This window comes from Actinomadura sp. NPDC023710, from assembly GCF_040639875.1.
In the GTDB taxonomy this organism is placed as follows: Bacteria; Actinomycetota; Actinomycetes; order Streptosporangiales; family Streptosporangiaceae; genus Spirillospora; species Spirillospora citrea.
Genome location: NZ_JBFAGB010000026.1, coordinates 84360 through 99681, shown reverse-complemented (window position 1 = coordinate 99681; position 15322 = coordinate 84360). Strand labels below are relative to the sequence as shown.

Here is a 15322-nt window from a genome sequence, read left to right as displayed (position 1 = left end):
TCAGCCCTGGTCCGGCACTTCGACGACGACGTTCGTGGACTTGACGACGGCGTCGGCGACCACGCCCGCCTCCAGCCCGAGGTCGTCGGCCGCCTCACGGCTCATCAGCGACACCACGCGGAAGGGCCCCGCCTGGATCTCGACTTGCGCCATCACCCCGTCCCGGAGGACGTCGGTGACGATCCCGCGCATCCGGTTGCGCGCCGAGGAGAAGCGTTCGGCCTGGTCGGACGGCCCGTTGCCGCGCGCCTGGTCGCGCACGAAGGCGGCCAGCTCGGCCCCCGGCACCCGCCGGTGCCCGTGCTCGTCCCGGGACGCCGGGAGCCGGCCGCCGTCCACCCACCGGCGGACGGTGTCCGCGCTGACTCCGAGGAGCGCGGCGGCCTCACTGATCCTGAACGTCGTCACCCGAAACAGCCTAGACAACCGCATATGCGAGGGGAAGGGCCATATAAAGCTGGATACTGCGATATCAATCTCCGAAGACCCTCGCAGGTACGAGAGGCGAATCCCGCCTTCCCCGTTGCTCGCCGCGGATGTCACCATCTACTTACATCCCCCGACGGCGAGGAGGACCCGTGACGGTACAAGGCCCCGCGACCCTGGTGATCGAACGGCACGGGACGGCGAGCCTGCGCTCCCGTGCGGTCTCGGCGGGCGTCCGGCGGCTGGTCCGGCCCGGCCTCGCCCGGTTCGCCGGCCGGCCGTTCGACGACCGGGCACTGCGCCGCGCCGCGCTCATCGACCGGCTCGCGGCGCGGGCCGGGACGCCGCGGCGCATCCGCGTGGAGGAGGTCCGCTTCGACGGCTTCGGCGCCGAGTGGGTGTCCGCGCCCGGCGCCGCCCCGCCGCGCGACAAGGCGATCCTCTACCTGCACGGCGGCGGCTGGATCTCCTGCGGCCTCAACACGCACCGCCGGATGATCGCCTCGTTCGCCGCCGCGTCCGGCGCCACGGCGCTGTCGGTGGACTACCGGATGATCCCGGCGGTCCCGTTCGAGCGGGAGGTCGAGGACTGCGTCACCGCCTACCGGTGGCTGCTGGAGGAGCGGGGGATCGACCCCGGGCGCATCGTCATCATGGGCGACTCGGCGGGCGGGCACCTCACCTTCGCCGCGGCGCTGCGCGCCCGCGAGGAGGGTCTGCCCATGCCCGCGGCGCTCGCGGCCCTGTCCCCCATGCTCGACATGGACCTGACCGGCAAGCTCGCGCACGCCAACATGGGCCTGGATCCCTCCGACCCCGGAGCGCTGCTGGAACGCCTCGTCGAGGGGTTCCTCGGCCATCTCGACCTCGCCGACCCCGCGGTCTCCCCCGTCCGCGCGGACCTCGCGGGGCTGCCGCCCGTCCTGCTCACCGCCGGGTCCACCGAGCTGCTGTACTGCGACTCCGAGCTGATGGCGCGGCGCCTCGCCGAGGCCGGGGTGCCGGTCACGCTCCAGGTGTGGGACCGGCAGCTGCACGTGTTCCAGATGTTCGGGCCGTACCTGCCCGAGTCGCGCGCGGCGATCGCCGCGCTCGGCGCGTTCGTCCGCGACGCGCTGGACGGCTGAGTCAGCGCGCCTCCAGCAGCGCCTCGGCGATCATCCCGAGGTTGGCGGCGTCCACGAGCCCCTCCCGTCTGATCCGCCCGAACGGGGCCACCACGACATAGGTGCGCTCGCCGTCCGCCGCCACCCCGTGCGGGCCCGATCCCCGGATCCGCTCCAGCTCGCCGGCGGTGACCTCGGCGGAGAACAGGTGCGCGCGGTGCGCCGACAGGGTCGCGTTCACCTGCCGGGAGCGGTGCTCGCGCAGCCGGGCGGGCACCAGTACCAGCCCGGTCTCCTCGGCGACCTCCGCCAGCGCGACCTCGGGAGGGCTGCCCGGCCCGGAGCCGCCCGGCAGCTCGTGGACGGCCCCGTCCGCACCCGCGCTCCGGAACTCCCGGACGAGCACGACCTGCGTCGCGTCGAGCGTCGCGCCGGGCCGGTACAGCACCACGGCCGAGATGTCCGGCCGCCCGATGACGATCTCGTTGTCCTTGATCCGGTCCTCCGCGGTCACGCGGACCCGGACGTGCAGGCCCCAGCACACCCCGAACCGGAACACCACCCGCGCCCCGAGCAGCACGTTGCCCGCGCCCCGCTGCCCCGCGTACCAGCGCTGGAACGCCGCGTCCCGCCACAGCAGCAGCGGGACCTCGCGCTCCCCGCCGGCCCGGGGCGCGCCGGCGCCGATCCGGCGCAGCGCCGCCGCGACCGTCTCCGGCAGGCCGGGAGCCGTCGGCACCGCGGACTTCTCCGCGTAGTGCAGCAGGTAACCGTTCCTCGGCGCCTCCGGCGGCGCGCCGAACACCACCCGGCCGCTGTCGTGCCACATCCCCCATTCCACGTTCGTGGTGAAGGCGGGCATGGTCGCGAGATCGCGCGGGACCCAGAAGACGACCTCGTCGGCCAGATGCAGGCAGCGCTCCTCCCAGTCGATCTGGCCGTCGTAGTCGTCGTAGCGGCCCTCCCGGTGCTCGGGGTCGAACACCACGAGCCGGCCCCCGCCGCGCCAGCGGGCCCGCAGCTCGGCGTGGGCGGCCGGCCGCCACGAGGCGACCCCGGGCGCCCGGGGCGTGGGACCGGCGAGGAAGACGGCGGCGTCCCAGCGGTCCGGTGGCCTCTCCCGCGCGTGGACGAGGGTGACGCCGTCGTCCATACGGCGCCTCCTTTCGGGTCGTGTGGACCGTCTACTAACGGGTAAACGCTGCTGATAACAGAATCACACTCCCGGTCAGGAGGAATCGATCATGGCTGGGACCATGCGAGTTCCGCGCACCCGAGGCGCCCTCAGCGGAATCCTGCTGATCCTGCTGGGGCTGTGGGGCGCACTGCTCCCCCTCGTCGGCCCCTACTTCCACTACGGATTCGCGCCGGACGACACCTGGGTCTACAACACCGACCGCCTGCAGCTCAGCATCGCCCCCGGAGCCGCCGCCGCGCTGGGCGGGCTGATCCTGCTGTTCAGCGCCAACCGCGTGGTCGGGATGTTCGGCGGCTGGCTGGCCGCGCTCGCCGGCGCCTGGTTCGCCGTAGGGCCGATCCTCGCCACGCTGTGGAACGTCCCGGGCGTCGGCGCGCCGCTCGGCACCGGCGAGGGGCGGCATATCGCCGAGCAGCTCGCCGGCTTCACCGGCCTCGGCGTCGTGATCGTGTTCCTGGCCGCGCTCGCGCTCGGCAGGTTCGCGGTGGTCGGCGTCCGCGAGCGGCGTCCGGACGAGCCCGAGCCCGAACCGCCCGGGTCGAACACCACGCAACCGCTCGTCTACGGGCGCTACGCGCGGGAGAACCAGCCCGGGCAGGGCCCGCCGCCGACCGGCGACCAGCACGTCGCGGGCGACACGCGCTGGGAACGCTAGCGGCCCCGGCGGCGCATGTTGCGGACCGACTTGGTGGTCTCGTAGCTGCCGCGCTCGTCGTCGAGCCGCACATCGTCGCGGTCGGTGAACATGGCGACGAAGGCGACCAGCAGTCCGACGCCGCCGATCCAGGGCTCCCGCCATGCGAAGCTGAGCGCCACGCAGGCGACGGCGACGGCGATGAGCAGCAAGAGCTTCACGTCACACCCCTCGACCGCGTCCCGGCGCCGGGGGGACCCGGTCGCCCGGACGTGCGAACGCGTCCGTCGCGGGATCAGCGAGTAATGGAAGACTTACTCATCCCGCAGATGCATCCTGCCACGGAGGCGGCCCGCCGGGGAAGATCCCCGGCGGGCCGCGCGCGTGATATTTCGGCTACTTCTTGCTCTTGCCGCGCTTTTCGCGGATCTTCATCGTGATGTCGAGGGGCGTCCCGTCGAACCCGAACTCCTCCCGCAGCCGCCGCTCGATGAACCGCCGGTAGCCCTCCTCCAGGAAGCCCGACGTGAACAGCACGAACCGGGGCGGCCGCACCCCCGCCTGGGTCGCGAACAGCACGCGCGGCTGCTTGCCGCCCCGCACCGGGTGCGGATGCGAGTTCACCAGGTCGGCGAAGAACTGGTTCAGCTTGGACGTCGGGACGCGGGTGCCCCAGCCCTCCAGGGCCGTCTCGATGGCCGGCACCAGCTTCTCCATGTGCCGGCCGGTCCGGGCGGAGATGTTCGCCCGCGGTGCCCACCGCGCGGTGTGCAGCTGCCGGTCGATCTCGCGTTCGAGGTAGTGGCGGCGCTCCTCGTCCAGCAGGTCCCACTTGTTGTAGGCGATGACCAGCGACCGGCCGGACTCGACCACCATGGAGATGATCCTCAGGTCCTGCTCGGCGAGCGGCTGGTCGGCGTCCACCAGCACGACCGCGACCTCGGCGCGCTCCAGCGCCGACCGCGTGCGCAGCGTCGCGTAGAAGTCGGCGCCCTGGTTCTCGCGGTGGCGGCGACGGATCCCGGCGGTGTCGATGAACCGCCACGTCTTTCCGCCGAGTTCGATCAGCTCGTCGACCGGGTCGCGGGTCGTGCCCGCCACCGAGTCCACCACGGCGCGGTTCTCCCCCGCCAGCTTGTTCAGCAGGCTCGACTTGCCGACGTTCGGGCGGCCCAGCAGCGCGACCCGGCGCGGCCCGCCGATCTCGCCGAACGTCTCCGCCGGGGGCTCCTCGGGCAGCGCGTCCAGCACCGCGTCGAGCAGGTCGCCGCTGCCGCGCCCGTGCAGGGCGCTGACCGGGTGCGGCTCACCGATGCCGAGCGACCACAGCAGCGCCGCGTCGGACTCGGCGCCCACGTCGTCGACCTTGTTGGCGACCAGCACCACCGGCTTGCCGGACCGGCGCAGGATCTCCACCACGGCCTCGTCCACGTCCGTGGCGCCCACGGTCGCGTCCACCACGAACATCACCACGTCGGCCAGGTCGACCGCCAGCCGCGCCTGCTCGGCGATCGCCGCGGCCAGGCCGGAGGAGTCCGGCAGCCAGCCGCCGGTGTCGACGACGGTGAACCGGCGCCCGCTCCACGCCGCGTCGTAGGCGACCCGGTCGCGGGTCACGCCCGGGACGTCCTCCACGACGGCCTCGCGGCGGCCGAGGATCCGGTTGACCAGGGTGGACTTGCCGACGTTCGGCCGCCCGACCACGGCCACGACCGGCGCCGGGCCCGCGTCCTGGTCGACGTCCTCGACGGCGTCCACCGTTTCGATCTCGAAATCGCTCACTGTCACATTCCCCGGCGGGGACCGTCAGGCCGCCCGCTCACTCATGCTCTTTGGCGAGGCGGACGACCGCCTCGATGACCTCGTCCAGATTCAGCCCGGTCGAGTCGATCTCGTGCGCGCCCGCCGCCTTGGCCAGCGGCGACGCCTTGCGCGTCGAGTCCAGCCGGTCCCGCCGCTCCTGCTCGGCCCGCGTGACCGTCACCGACGCGCCCGGGTCGGCGGCCAGGTCCTTCGCGCGGCGCGCGGCGCGGGCCTCGGCGCTCGCCGTCAGGAACACCTTGACCGGCGCCTCCGGAGCGACGACGGTCCCGATGTCGCGCCCCTCCACCACGATCCCGCCGGCCCCGATGATCTCGCGCTGGAGTTCCACCAGCCGGGCGCGCACCGCCGGAACGGAGCTGACGGCGCTGACCGCGTTCGTCACCGCGCGGGTGCGGATCGGGGCGGACACGTCCGTCCCGTCCACCATGATCGTCGGCGCCGCCGGGTCGGTGCCGGACTCGATCACCGGGTCCTGTGCGCGGGCCGCGACGGCGGCGCCGTCCTCGACCGGCACGCCGTTCTCCAGCATCCACCACGTCATGGCGCGGTACATGGCGCCCGTGTCCAGGTAGCGCAGCCCGAGCGTCCGGGCGACGCCCTTGGACGCGCTGGACTTCCCCGACCCGGACGGACCGTCCATGGCGATGACGAGCGGCACGATCGCTCCCTCTCTGTTCGTCGTGAAGCGGGCGGCGCTCGTCGCCGCGCCGGTGCGCAGGAGTCCCCCGGAACAAGTCTTCGGCGCCCCAGATTACCGGCCCCCCGGCACCACTGCGGCCTAGCCGGGCACCGACCAGCCGCGGGCGCGCAGCTCCTGCGCCAGCCGCTCGGCCGCCTCCGGGACGACCGACAGCTCCAGCACGCCGAGCGGGCGGCCCGGGGAGTGCTCGATGGTCACGTCCTCGATGTTGACCCGCGCGATCCCCGCCGCCTGGAAGATCATCGCCAGCTCGCCCGGCCGGTCGGGGATGACCACCTGGACCGTCGCGTAGGCGGGCTGGTCGCCGCCGTGCTTGCCGGGGATGCGGGACCGGCCCGCGTTCCCGCGCAGCAGCAGGTCGGCGACATGCGTGGCGGCCTCCTCGCTGCCGTCGCGCAGCAGCGACGCCGCCACGGCGAGATCGGTGGCGACGGCCTCCAGCACGTCGGCGACGGGCGCGGAGTTGGCCGACAGGATCCCGATCCACAGCCGGGGATCGCTCGCCGCGATCCGGGTGACGTCCCGCACGCCCTGCCCGGACAGGCCGAGCGCCACGTCGTCGGCGCCGGTCAGGCGGGCGGCGACCGCGGCCGACACCACGTGCGGGGCGTGGGACACCAGCGCGACGGCCCGGTCGTGCTCGGCGGCGCCCACCCGCACCGGCATCGCGCCGCACGCCTTCACCAGCCCGGTGACGACCTCGACCGTCTCCGGCGTCGCCTCCGGGGTCGCGCACAGCGCCCACGGGCGGCCGAGGAACAGGTCGGGCCGCGCCGCGCTCGGCCCGGACCGCTCGCTCCCGGCGAGGGGATGGCCCGCCACGAACGTCGTCAGGTCGCAGCCCAGCTCGGCCGCCTGCGCCAGCGGCAGCGCCTTCACGCTGGCCACGTCGGTGTAGGCGGTCGCCAGGCCGCGCTTCTGCGCGTCCAGCAGCGTCACCGCCACCGCCGCCGGCGGCACCGCGAGGACCGCCAGGTCGGCGGGCTCCCGCCGCGCCCCGTCCGGCAGCGCCTCGCCCGCGCCCAGCTCCACGGCCAGGGCCAGGGCCGCCGAGTCCCGGTCGGTCAGCAGCACCTCGGCGCCGCGCTCCCGCATCGCCAGGGCGATCGACGTCCCGATCAGGCCCGTCCCGACCACGACGATCCGCCGCGCCACCACGTCCTCGCTCACGTCCGAAACCCTACTGTGCGATGTCCAGCCGGAGCGCCGTCGCGCCGCGCAGGTACACGTGCTGGACGTCGGAGCGAGGACGGTCCGTCGCGATGTGCGCCATCAGCCGGATGACCCGCGGCAGTGCGCCGGGGACGCCGATCTCGGTGGCGCACAGCAGCGGCACCTCGTGGAACCCGAGCTTGCGGGCGGCGAGCGCCGGGAACTCGGCCGTCAGGTCGGGCGTCACCGTGAAGACGACGCTGATGACGTCGTCGGTGGTCAGCTCGTTGCGGGCCATCACCTCGGTGACGAGCTCGGTCGTCGCCTCCAGGATCTGGTCCCGGTCGTCGGCGTCGATCTGCGTCGCGCCACGGACCGCGCGTACCGCCACAGTCGTACCTTCCCTTCGCGTCCGGTGTCCCGGTGCCTCTACAGCCCGACGGCCTTGTACAGCTCGCCGACCTCGTTGACGGTGAGCGCGCGCATGCCGCCGGGCTTCAGCTGGCCCAGCTTGATCGGCCCGAACTCGATGCGGGCGAGCTGCTGGACGGGGAAGCCGACCTCCTTCAGCAGCCGCCGGACGATGTGCTTGCGCCCCTCGTGCAGGGTGATCTCGACCAGCACGCGCCTGCCGACCTGGTCGAAGATGCGGAACTTGTCGGCCTTCGCGGGACCGTCGTCCAGGGTGACCCCGGCCCTGAGCCGCTTGCCGAGGTCGCGCGGGATCGGGCCGTGGATCTCCGCCAGATAGGTCTTGAACACCCCGTAGGAGGGGTGGGTCAGCCGGTGCGACAGCTCGCCGTCGTTGGTGAGCAGGATCAGGCCCTCGGTGTCGGTGTCCAGCCGCCCGACGTGGAACAGCCGCTCGGGCACCTCCACGTAGTCGGCCAGGGACTTGCGGCCCCGCTCGTCCGCCATCGTCGACACCACGCCGCGCGGCTTGTTGATGGCGTAGTAGCGCATCTCGGACCGGGTCTCGACCCGCTTGCCGTCCACGTGGATGACGGCGCTCCGCGGGTCGACGCGCTCACCGAACCGGAACACCTTGTGCCCGTTGACGGTGACGCGGCCCTCGCCGATCAGCTCCTCGCAGTGGCGGCGGCTGCCGATCCCGGCCTCGGCCAGGACCTTCTGCAGGCGTACGCCCTCGTTCTCGCTCACGCGTCCTCAACTATGTCGTCTGGAAGGTCATCGGGAAGGTAGGGGGCGAGCTCGGGCAGCTCGTCGAGGTCGCGCAGCCCCAGCCGCTCCAGGAAGTACCCGGTGGTCCGGTAGAGGTGGGCCTGCGACTCCGGGTCCTGCCCGGCGTCCTCGACCAGGCCGCGCAGCGTCAGCGTCCGCATGACGCCGTCGCTGTTGACGCCGCGGATCGCCGACACACGGGCCCGGCTCACCGGCTGCCGGTAGGCGACGACGGCGAGCGTCTCCAGCGCGGCCTGGGTCAGCCGCGCCTGCTGCCCGTCGGTGACGAACCGCTCCACCACCGGGGCGCAGACGTCCCGGGTGTAGAACCGCCAGCCGCCGGCGACCTCCCTGAGATCGAACCCCCGGCCCTGCTCGGTGTATTCCGCGGCCAGCTCCCGCAGCGTCCCGGCGACCTCGCCGCGGGGCCTCTCCAGCAGCTGCGCGAGCGTCATCTCGGTGACCGGCTCGTCCACCACGAGCAGGATCGCCTCGATCGAGGCGCGCAGCCCCGGGAGCTCCGGCGCGTCCGCGCCGGGTTCCTCACTCATCGTCTCCCTCGTCCTTCCGGCTCTTCTCGTCGGGTCCGGCGGCGCCCTCGGCCGGGTCCTTCTTCGGGGCGCCCTCGTAGTCGTCGCCGACCTCCACGTCGCCGTCGTCGGCGCCGGTCCAGGTGATGTGGAGCTCGCCGAGGGGCTCGTGCTGCTCGAACGTGACGGCCTGCTCCCGGTACAGCTCCAGCAGCGCCAGGAACCGGGCGACCACCTCGTAGGTGCCCTCCGCGTCGGCCGCCAGGACGCGGAAGGTGGTCCGGCGGAGCCGGCGGAGCCGCTCCACGACGATCGCGGCCTGCTCCTTGACGCTGGCCTTCGGCTGGTACATGTGCTCGACCGAGACCGACGGCGGCGCCTTCGGCGTGAGCGCCTTGGCGGCGAGCCGGGCGAACTCCTGCGGGCCGAGGCCGAGCAGCACCTCCGGCAGCAGGTTGGCGAACTTCGGCTCCATCGGGACCACGCGCGGGAACCTGCGGCTCGCGTCGTCGACGCGAGCGGCGATCACCCGCGCGACCTCCTTGTACGCCCGGTACTGCAGCAGCCGCGCGAACAGCAGGTCGCGGGCCTCCAGCAGCGCCAGGTCCTCCTCGTCGTCGACCTCGCCGGACGGCAGCAGCCGGGCGGCCTTGAGGTCCAGCAGGGTCGCGGCGACCAGCAGGAAGTGGCTGGCCTGGTCGAGGTCCCACTCCGAGCCGTGCGAGCGGATGTGGGCGATGAAGTCGTCGGTGACCTTGTGCAGCGACACCTCGGTGATGTCGAGCTTGTGCTTGGAGATCAGCCCGAGCAGCAGGTCGAAGGGGCCCTCGAAGTTGTCCAGGCGGACGCGGAACCCCTGCTCCTCCTCGGTCTCCCGCCCCGGCTCGGGCGACGTCGCGTCCACGTCGCTCACGGTAGCGGAGAGCTCCTCGTGCGCTGTGCTCACCGGCCCCATCGTCCCATGCCCCGGTACGCGCTCGCACCAGCCGCGATCACCGGCGGTGACGGGGCGCCCGGCCGCGCCGCTACTTCCCGATCATCCGGTGCACGAGGTTCTCGGTGTAGGCGCGGGTGAACCTGTCGGCGGGCCCGTTGATCTCTACCTGGCCGCCGGTGATGGCCCGCATCACCTGCGCGGGCTCCGACACGAGGGTCCCGCCGACGAGCATCGCCATCCGCCCGCCGGGCGTCCGGGCGGCGAAGGCGTCGGCGGCCTTGCGGGTCAGCGCGGCGAAACCGGGCGTGTCCGCCGAGGTCAGCGTCAGCGTGACGGACCAGCCGGGGCTGCCGCGCGCCGGGTCGGGCGGGACGGCCTTGACCTCCTCCAGCCGCCGCACCGCCAAGGTGTCCGAACCGAGCGTGTAGCACTCGGAGGCGCCGGTGACGGTGACGGAGCCGCCCGTGCACGGCGGGGCGGACACGCTCGCCACGAGCCCGAACGTCAGCGGTACGCGCAGGTCGACCGGGCCGGACGAGGCGGCGGCCGAGGAGTCGTCGTCGCGCAGGACCAGATAGGCCCCGAGGCCGCCGACCGCGACCAGCGCCGCAACGGCCACGGCGACCAGCACGATGACCAGCGGGCCCGCCCCCCGGGCGGGCGGGGGCGGCGGCAGGGCGCCGGGTGGCGTGCCGTACGGGATGGGCGGGGGGTGGCCCATGATGTGCTCCGTCGGGTCAGGGGCCGCCGCGCGGCCTCACTCGAACTCCGCCCATCTGATGAGGACCTCCCGGGCCAGGCTGCGGTAGGCGTTCGCGCCCATCGAGTTGGGATCGAAGAAGGTGATCGGCTCCCCCGCGACGGTCGCGTCGGGGAACCGCACCGTGCGGTTGATCACGGTGTGGAACACCTTCTCGCCGAACGCCTCGACGATGCGCCCGAGGACCTCACGGGTGTGCAGCGTCCGCGAGTCGTACATGGTGCCGAGGACCCCGTCGATGACCAGGCCCGGGTTGATCCGGCCCTGCACCTTCTCGATCGTCTCCATCAGCAGCGCGACCCCGCGCATCGCGAAGTACTCGCACTCCAGCGGGATCAGCACGCCCTCGCTGGCGGCCAGCGCGTTCACGGTGAGCAGGCCGAGCGAGGGCTGGCAGTCGATGAGGATGTAGTCGTAGTGGTCGACGGCCGACTTCAGCGCGCCCTGAAGGATGTACTCGCGGCCGACCTCGTGGACGAGCTGGACCTCGGCGCCGGACAGGTCGATGTTGCTCGGCAGCAGGTCCATCCCGTCGACGCCGGTCTCGATGACGATGTCCTCCCACTCGGTGTCGCGTTCGAGCAGCAGGTTGTGGATCGTCACTTCGAGCTGGCGCGGGTCGCCCTTGCCGAGGCCCACCGAGAGGGCGCCCTGCGGGTCGAAGTCGACGAGCAGGATCCGACGGCCGTACTCGGCGAGCGCGGCGCCCAGGTTGATCGTCGTGGTGGTCTTGCCGACGCCGCCCTTCTGGTTGCAGACGGCCACGATCCGTGCGGGCCCGTGTTCGGCCAGCGGCTCCGGCTCCGGGAACACCGGGACGGGTCGCTGCGTGGGCCCGAGGGCACGGCTCGGATCGGTCTCTATGGTGGCGGAGGAAAGGACTCCATCCGCACCGTTAGTGCTGGTCACCCAGATCCCTCCCCGGCGGCCCGGAAATGCCATCCAGAACGGGGACTCTAGGCCCGTCAACCCCGTCGCTCAAGCCGACGCGCAACGAACGTCGCGATTTGTCAATGTGGCGGATGACCCGATTCGTCCCTTCGTGCGTGTCCGCCGCCTCCGGCGGGTGGTCAGTTTCGCGCCCGCGGGTGCGAGGTCGCGTAGACCTCGCGCAGCAGCTGGACGGTGACGAGCGTGTACACCTGCGTGGTGGTGACCGAGGCGTGCCCCAGCAGCTCCTGGACGACGCGGACGTCGGCTCCCCCGTCCAGCAGGTGGGTGGCGAACGAGTGCCGCAGCGTGTGGGGGGACACCTCCGACAGGTGCGCCCGGTCGGCGGCGGCGCGCAGCACCATCCAAGCGCCCTGCCGCGACAGCCGGCCGCCGCGCGCGTTCAGGAACAGCGCCGGGCCGCCCCGCCCGGCGCCGGCCAGCTCGGGGCGGGCCCGCACCAGGTAGGCGTCCACGGCCTCGCGGGCGTAGTCGCCCATGGGCACGACCCGGGCCTTGCCCCCCTTGCCGGCGACACGGGCGAACCCGTCCCGCAGGTCGAGGTCGTCGACGTCCAGGCCGACGGCCTCGGAGATGCGCGCGCCCGACCCGTAGAGCAGCTCCAGCAGCGCGCGGTCGCGCAGGCCGCGCGCGGTGCCGGGATCGCCGGACGGCCCGGCGGCCGCGGCCAGCAGCCGTTCGACGTCCTCCAGCGAGATCGCCTTCGGCAGCCGGCGCGGCGGTGTGGGGGGCTTGACGTCGTGGGCGGGGTCGCCGGCGGCGAGACCCTCGCGCAGCGCGAACCGGTGCAGCCCCCGGACCGCCACGAGCGCCCGCGCCGCCGAGCCCGCCGACAGCGGCGGGTGGTCCTCGTCGCCCTCGCGCAGCCCCACCAGGAACGCGCGGACGTCCTCCTCGGAGACCTCCCCGACCTCCTCCCGCCCCCGCCCCGCCTGCACCTGCGCGTAGCGGCGCAGGTCGCGGCGGTAGGAGCTGAGCGTGTTGGCGGCCAGGCCCCGCTCGACGGCCAGGTGCCCCAGGTAGGCGCGCACGGCCGAGTCGAGCGCGGACCCCGCGCCGCCGTCGCGTGCGGGGCGCCGCGCGGTGCTCCGGGAGGACGGGCTCGGGGACAGGGCGGCACCTCTTCCGGCCGTGGGCTCCGGGGACCCGCCCATCATGCCCCCTCCGGCGACCGGAGGGGGACCTCATCCGGCTCAGCCCTCCGGCGCGTCGACGGGGCGCAGGTCCGCGAAGCCCGAGTCTCGGGCGGCGCGCACCGCGAGGATCCCCATGCACGCGATCATGTTGTGCAGGTCACCGGCGAACACCTTGCGGACCGCCTCCTCCAGCGGCACCCACACGACCGGCATGTCGGCCTCCTCGTGGACGCGCTCGAAGTCGATCTGGTCGGCCGGGACCTCGGTGAGACCGCGCGCCAGGAAGATCCGGATGCGTTCGTCGGCCATGCCGGGCGACGGGAACACGTCGAGCAGGGTGTCCCAGCGTTCGGCGCGGTACCCGGCCTCCTCCAGCAGCTCGCGTTCGGCGAGCTTGTGCAGGGGCTCGCCCTCCACGTCCCGCAGCCCGGCGGGCGCCTCCCACAGCTGCCGCGCCACGGGGTGCCGGTACTGCCGCAGCAGCAGCACCCGGTCGCGGTCATCGACGGCGATCACGCCGACCGAGCCGGTGTGCTCGATCACGTCGCGGGCGACGGCCTCGGTGGTCTCGCCGCGCGGCATCTCGACCCGGTCGCTGCGGACGTTGAAGACGCGCCCCCGGTAGACCGTGGAGGACTCCACGACCTTCCAGCGGTCGGGACTGTCGCGGACGTCGCCCGGGCCCGGCTCCTCGCCGCTCATGAGGCGGTCACGGTCCCCGTGCCGCCCTCGCCCGCGCGCGCCTCGGCGTAGTCGAGGGCGGCGGACACGAGGCCGGTGAACAGCGGGTGCGGGCGGGTCGGGCGGGACCGGAACTCCGGATGCGCCTGGGTCCCGACGAAGAACGGGTGCTGCTCGCGGGGCAGCTCCACGTACTCGACCAGGCGGCCGTCGGGCGACAGGCCCGAGAACCGCAGCCCGGCCTGCTCCAGCCGGTCGCGGTAGGAGTTGTTGACCTCGTAGCGGTGCCGGTGCCGCTCGGACACCTTCGCCTCCCCGTACAGCTCCCGGACGACCGACCCGTCGGCCAGGTCGGCCGGGTAGAGGCCGAGCCGCATCGTGCCGCCCATGTCGCGCTCCCCGGCGACGACGTCGAGCTGGTCGGCCATGGTGGCGACGACGGGGTGGGCGGTGGTGGCGTCGAACTCGGAGCTGCCGGCGTCGGCGAGCTCCCCGAGGGTCCGCGCGGCCTCGATGACCATGCACTGCAGCCCGAGGCAGATGCCGAGCAGCGGGACGCGGTTCTCGCGGACGTACCGGATGGCGCCGAGCTTGCCCTCGATGCCGCGGACGCCGAACCCGCCGGGGACGAGGACGCCGTCGACGCCGTCCAGCTCCCGCTTGGCGCCCTCGGGCGTCTCGCAGTCGTCGCTCTTCACCCAGCGGATGTGCACCTTGGCGTCGTTGCCGAACCCGCCGTGCCGCAGCGCCTCGGTGACCGACAGGTACGCGTCGGGCAGGTCGATGTACTTGCCGACCAGCGCGATCGTGACCTCGCGGGCGGGCTTGTGGACGCGGCGCAGCAGCTCGTCCCAGGCGCCCCAGTCGACGTCGCGGAACGGCAGGTCCAGCCGGCGCACCACGTAGGCGTCCAGGCCCTCGGAGTGCAGCACCTTCGGGATGTCGTAGATGCTGGCGGCGTCCACCGCGGACACCACGGCCTCGCGGTCCACGTCGCACATCAGGCTGATCTTGTGCTTGAGCCCGTCGGTGATCGGCCGGTCCGACCGGCACACGATCGCGTCGGGCTGGATGCCGATGGAGCGCAGCGCGGCGACCGAGTGCTGCGTCGGCTTGGTCTTCAGCTCGCCCGACGGGCCGATGTAGGGCAGCAGCGACACGTGCAGGAAGAAGCAGTTCTCCCGGCCGATCTCGTGCCGGATCTGCCGGACCGACTCCAGGAACGGCAGCGACTCGATGTCGCCGACCGTCCCGCCCACCTCGGTGATGACGATGTCGACGTCGCCGTCGTCGGCCATCCCGCGGATCCGGTCCTTGATCTCGTTGGTGATGTGCGGGATCACCTGCACGGTGTCGCCGAGGTACTCCCCGCGCCGCTCCCTGGCGATCACGTTGGAGTAGACCTGCCCGGTGGTGACGTTCGCCGACCCGTGCAGTTCGGTGTCGAGGAACCGCTCGTAGTGCCCGATGTCCAGGTCGGTCTCGGCGCCGTCGTCGGTGACGAAGACCTCGCCGTGCTGGAACGGGTTCATCGTGCCGGGGTCGACGTTGAGGTAGGGGTCGAGCTTCTGCATGGTGACCCGGAGGCCACGGAGGGCGAGAAGCCGCCCGAGGCTGGACGCCGTCAGACCCTTGCCGAGGCTTGAGGCGACACCGCCGGTGACGAAGAGATGCTTGGTAGGACGTGACCTACCAGTGGTAGCCGAAGGCAAGAAGGCGCTCCCGTGGTCGTTGCGAGGCGGACGGTACCGCACTGTCCACGGGGTTCTAGCTTATTGCATTTCTCTCCTCCTTCGGCCCCCGGGGGGCCTCCATCGTCGAGAAACGCGGCGATCGCTGGCATCGCTCCGGCTCGCTGCGCGATCAGGTTCTCGCTTCGCTCGAACCTGCCTTCGGACGCGATCGCGACCCTCAGGTCGTCGCGTGGTCGCGGCGCGGGCCGGTGTCGGCGCGATGGCCCCACCGGTCGGCGCCGCCCGCCACGGCCGTCGACGCGTAGCCGTGCCCGGCGGCGTGATCCCCCGGTCCGCTGGCGCCCGTCACAACCGCCGGCGCGGCCGTCATGGCTGGTGGCTCGCGGGCGGTGGTGGGGGTCACCGGGTGGT

General features: G+C 73.1%; 18 protein-coding genes. 2 read left to right on the top strand and 16 right to left on the bottom strand.

Annotated elements, in window-relative coordinates; genetic code table 11:
- Positions 1–408, bottom strand: coding sequence for a helix-turn-helix domain-containing protein (locus AB0H37_RS27910; protein ID WP_329092904.1), 408 nt, complete (start codon positions 406–408; stop codon positions 1–3).
- Between the two features lie 170 nt (positions 409–578).
- Between AB0H37_RS27910 and AB0H37_RS27905 the strand changes: the two genes are divergently transcribed.
- Complete coding sequence (locus tag AB0H37_RS27905; protein ID WP_360616279.1) at positions 579–1553, top strand: alpha/beta hydrolase; 975 nt, start codon at positions 579–581, stop codon at positions 1551–1553.
- 1 nt (position 1554) lies between these two features.
- Here the strand turns inward: AB0H37_RS27905 and AB0H37_RS27900 are convergent, their stop codons facing one another.
- Positions 1555–2685 carry a nucleoside 2-deoxyribosyltransferase domain-containing protein gene (locus tag AB0H37_RS27900; protein WP_360616278.1) on the bottom strand — a complete coding sequence of 377 codons (1131 nt, stop codon included), beginning with the start codon at positions 2683–2685 and terminating at the stop codon, positions 1555–1557.
- 91 nt (positions 2686–2776) lie between these two features.
- On the opposite strand from AB0H37_RS27900, the gene AB0H37_RS27895 reads away from it, so the two are divergent.
- Positions 2777–3385: a hypothetical protein gene (locus AB0H37_RS27895; protein ID WP_329092910.1), complete on the top strand. Its 609-nt coding sequence runs from the start codon at positions 2777–2779 to the stop codon at positions 3383–3385.
- Here the strand turns inward: AB0H37_RS27895 and AB0H37_RS27890 are convergent.
- From AB0H37_RS27890 to AB0H37_RS27825, 14 genes are all read right to left on the bottom strand, one after another.
- Complete coding sequence (locus AB0H37_RS27890) at positions 3382–3585, bottom strand: hypothetical protein (RefSeq protein WP_089312195.1); 204 nt, start codon at positions 3583–3585, stop codon at positions 3382–3384. The two genes, AB0H37_RS27895 and AB0H37_RS27890, sit on opposite strands and share 4 nt — an antisense overlap.
- Positions 3586–3760: 175 nt before the next feature.
- Positions 3761–5146 carry a ribosome biogenesis GTPase Der gene (der, locus tag AB0H37_RS27885; RefSeq protein ID WP_179833990.1) on the bottom strand — a complete coding sequence of 462 codons (1386 nt, stop codon included), beginning with the start codon at positions 5144–5146 and terminating at the stop codon, positions 3761–3763.
- 37 nt (positions 5147–5183) lie between these two features.
- Positions 5184–5846 carry a (d)CMP kinase gene (gene cmk, locus AB0H37_RS27880; protein ID WP_360616275.1) on the bottom strand — a complete coding sequence of 221 codons (663 nt, stop codon included), beginning with the start codon at positions 5844–5846 and terminating at the stop codon, positions 5184–5186.
- A 120-nt stretch (positions 5847–5966) separates the two neighbouring features.
- Entirely contained in the window at positions 5967–7058 is a 1092-nt protein-coding gene (locus AB0H37_RS27875) for a prephenate dehydrogenase (RefSeq protein WP_229809927.1), read from the bottom strand.
- Positions 7059–7068: 10 nt separating this feature from the next.
- Positions 7069–7431: a chorismate mutase gene (gene aroH / locus AB0H37_RS27870; protein WP_089312198.1), complete on the bottom strand. Its 363-nt coding sequence runs from the start codon at positions 7429–7431 to the stop codon at positions 7069–7071.
- A 38-nt stretch (positions 7432–7469) separates the two neighbouring features.
- A complete protein-coding gene (locus tag AB0H37_RS27865; RefSeq protein WP_360616272.1) occupies positions 7470–8201 on the bottom strand; it encodes a pseudouridine synthase in 732 nt (243 codons plus the stop codon).
- Positions 8198–8773: an SMC-Scp complex subunit ScpB gene (gene scpB / locus AB0H37_RS27860; protein WP_329092921.1), complete on the bottom strand. Its 576-nt coding sequence runs from the start codon at positions 8771–8773 to the stop codon at positions 8198–8200. Before scpB ends, AB0H37_RS27865 begins: the two co-directional genes overlap by 4 nt.
- Positions 8766–9656: a segregation/condensation protein A gene (locus AB0H37_RS27855; RefSeq protein WP_360616314.1), complete on the bottom strand. Its 891-nt coding sequence runs from the start codon at positions 9654–9656 to the stop codon at positions 8766–8768. The genes scpB and AB0H37_RS27855 overlap by 8 nt, the downstream gene beginning before the upstream one ends.
- Positions 9657–9777: 121 nt before the next feature.
- Complete coding sequence (locus tag AB0H37_RS27850; protein ID WP_360616269.1) at positions 9778–10410, bottom strand: hypothetical protein; 633 nt, start codon at positions 10408–10410, stop codon at positions 9778–9780.
- 36 nt (positions 10411–10446) lie between these two features.
- Positions 10447–11313 (bottom strand): ParA family protein, encoded by an 867-nt coding sequence (locus tag AB0H37_RS27845; protein WP_229809947.1) that lies wholly within the window; start codon positions 11311–11313, stop codon positions 10447–10449.
- A gap of 206 nt (positions 11314–11519) precedes the next feature.
- Positions 11520–12557, bottom strand: coding sequence for a site-specific tyrosine recombinase XerD (locus AB0H37_RS27840; RefSeq protein WP_360616267.1), 1038 nt, complete (start codon positions 12555–12557; stop codon positions 11520–11522).
- Positions 12558–12593: 36 nt separating this feature from the next.
- Complete coding sequence (locus AB0H37_RS27835; RefSeq protein WP_329092926.1) at positions 12594–13238, bottom strand: NUDIX hydrolase; 645 nt, start codon at positions 13236–13238, stop codon at positions 12594–12596.
- The gene (locus AB0H37_RS27830) at positions 13235–14929 is read right to left on the bottom strand and encodes a CTP synthase (protein ID WP_179833982.1); all 1695 of its coding nucleotides are present in this window, start codon (positions 14927–14929) and stop codon (positions 13235–13237) included. Before AB0H37_RS27830 ends, AB0H37_RS27835 begins: the two co-directional genes overlap by 4 nt.
- Positions 14930–15128: 199 nt before the next feature.
- Positions 15129–15314, bottom strand: a complete 186-nt coding sequence (locus AB0H37_RS27825; RefSeq protein ID WP_360616264.1) for a hypothetical protein — start codon at positions 15312–15314, stop codon at positions 15129–15131.
- Between the last annotated feature and the right edge of the window lie 8 nt (positions 15315–15322).

Coding starts and splice junctions, on each gene's coding strand:
- AB0H37_RS27900 (WP_360616278.1), bottom strand. CDS start 2,685: ATGGACGACGGCGTCACCCTCGTCCACGCGCGGGAGAGGCCACCGGAC.
- AB0H37_RS27895 (WP_329092910.1), top strand. CDS start 2,777: ATGGCTGGGACCATGCGAGTTCCGCGCACCCGAGGCGCCCTCAGCGGA.
- scpB (WP_329092921.1), bottom strand. CDS start 8,773: ATGAGTGAGGAACCCGGCGCGGACGCGCCGGAGCTCCCGGGGCTGCGC.
- AB0H37_RS27850 (WP_360616269.1), bottom strand. CDS start 10,410: ATGGGCCACCCCCCGCCCATCCCGTACGGCACGCCACCCGGCGCCCTG.
- AB0H37_RS27840 (WP_360616267.1), bottom strand. CDS start 12,557: ATGATGGGCGGGTCCCCGGAGCCCACGGCCGGAAGAGGTGCCGCCCTG.
- AB0H37_RS27835 (WP_329092926.1), bottom strand. CDS start 13,238: ATGAGCGGCGAGGAGCCGGGCCCGGGCGACGTCCGCGACAGTCCCGAC.